The organism is Psychrobacter sp. 1U2 (genome assembly GCF_051847575.1).
In genome coordinates this window covers 1-1,151 of the sequence record NZ_JBPYDC010000374.1, presented here as the reverse complement: position 1 = coordinate 1,151, position 1,151 = coordinate 1, and the positions used below count along the sequence as shown (strand labels likewise).

The window sequence follows — 1,151 nt, the reverse complement described above, 5'->3', positions numbered from 1 at the left end:
ATAGTATCCTGCTCATCAATGTAAATACCTTGCTGACAACAATGCATTAAATAATAATCAGAGGGTAAGTCTTGAGATTTGGCATTAGATAATGCTTGTACCATATCCCTAGCACGTACTACTTCTTCTTCAACTGCAACGTTACCGATACTATTTTTACTAGATAACTCAGGCGTCGCAAGTGTTAGCCATACACTATGCACACGGCAATTTGCCATATCTTCAGCATCTTGAATGGCTTGTTTGATTGCACCCTGTAAACGTTCGCGATGCTTGATTTGGCCTTGATAAAAATCACTATTTTTGACTTGTCCAACACCCATGATACGTATGTCTTTTGCAGAGACAACGCTACCAATCACCACATAAACTGCAGTGGCACTTAGATGGACAACAACCAGATTTTCAGTATTTTTCATGTTACCAAACAAATTATCACTAAATAGAAGACTATCTGCTGTCTCTATTGAATCATTAGAACAGTACTATTTGATTCACTCTATCATTTATAGTACAAAAATTGTGCAACTATCCTACTCATATAACCAGACCACAAAGCATAAACCCTATGTTACAGACTAGCTCGTCGGAGACTCTGCCGACGACTCTTTTACTTTCCACGCTATTGTAAAACCATTTTTATAACGTAAATCTATCGATTGTATATTGTCGCGACGATCAGCCAATTGATTGTTCAAAAGTTGACTCAAATTGAGCAGTTTTTGAGCAGTATTTTCGTTATCAACAATGACCCGTAGACCGTTATCAAAACGTACCAGCCACGTCATTCGAGGTGTTAAAATAATATCCTCTACTCGCATATCAAGCGGAACATACCAATCATTGATTTGTTGCATTTGTTGCATAATCACAGGTGCTTGGTCTACTTCACCTTGCAATGTAGCAAACTGCGGCTGAATCAACGCTTCACTATCAGCTGGCACGAATACTGCACCTTTTGCATCAACCAGTCGTTCCGTACCAAAATTGGCTATTGCTTGTTTAGGTAGTGCAGTAATGACAATACCTTGTTGCCAATCTCGAGTCACACTAATTTCATCAACCCAAGCAAGACTCATGGCAATATCTCGTAACGCTTGTAAATCAGTTGTAAAAAAACTGCTTACTTTCTGCTGGTTCATGGTCTGTTG

Annotated in this window: 2 protein-coding genes; both read right to left on the bottom strand. The window is 38.9% G+C overall.

Annotated features, from left to right (window positions below; translation table 11 throughout):
• Positions 1–419, bottom strand: a 419-nt coding sequence (locus ACS8FD_RS15930) for a cell division protein FtsA (RefSeq protein ID WP_439276565.1), incomplete at its 3' end; no start/stop codon positions are given.
• A 159-nt stretch (positions 420–578) separates the two neighbouring features.
• Positions 579–1,151, bottom strand: a 573-nt coding sequence (locus tag ACS8FD_RS15925; RefSeq protein WP_439276564.1) for a cell division protein FtsQ/DivIB, incomplete at its 5' end; no start/stop codon positions are given.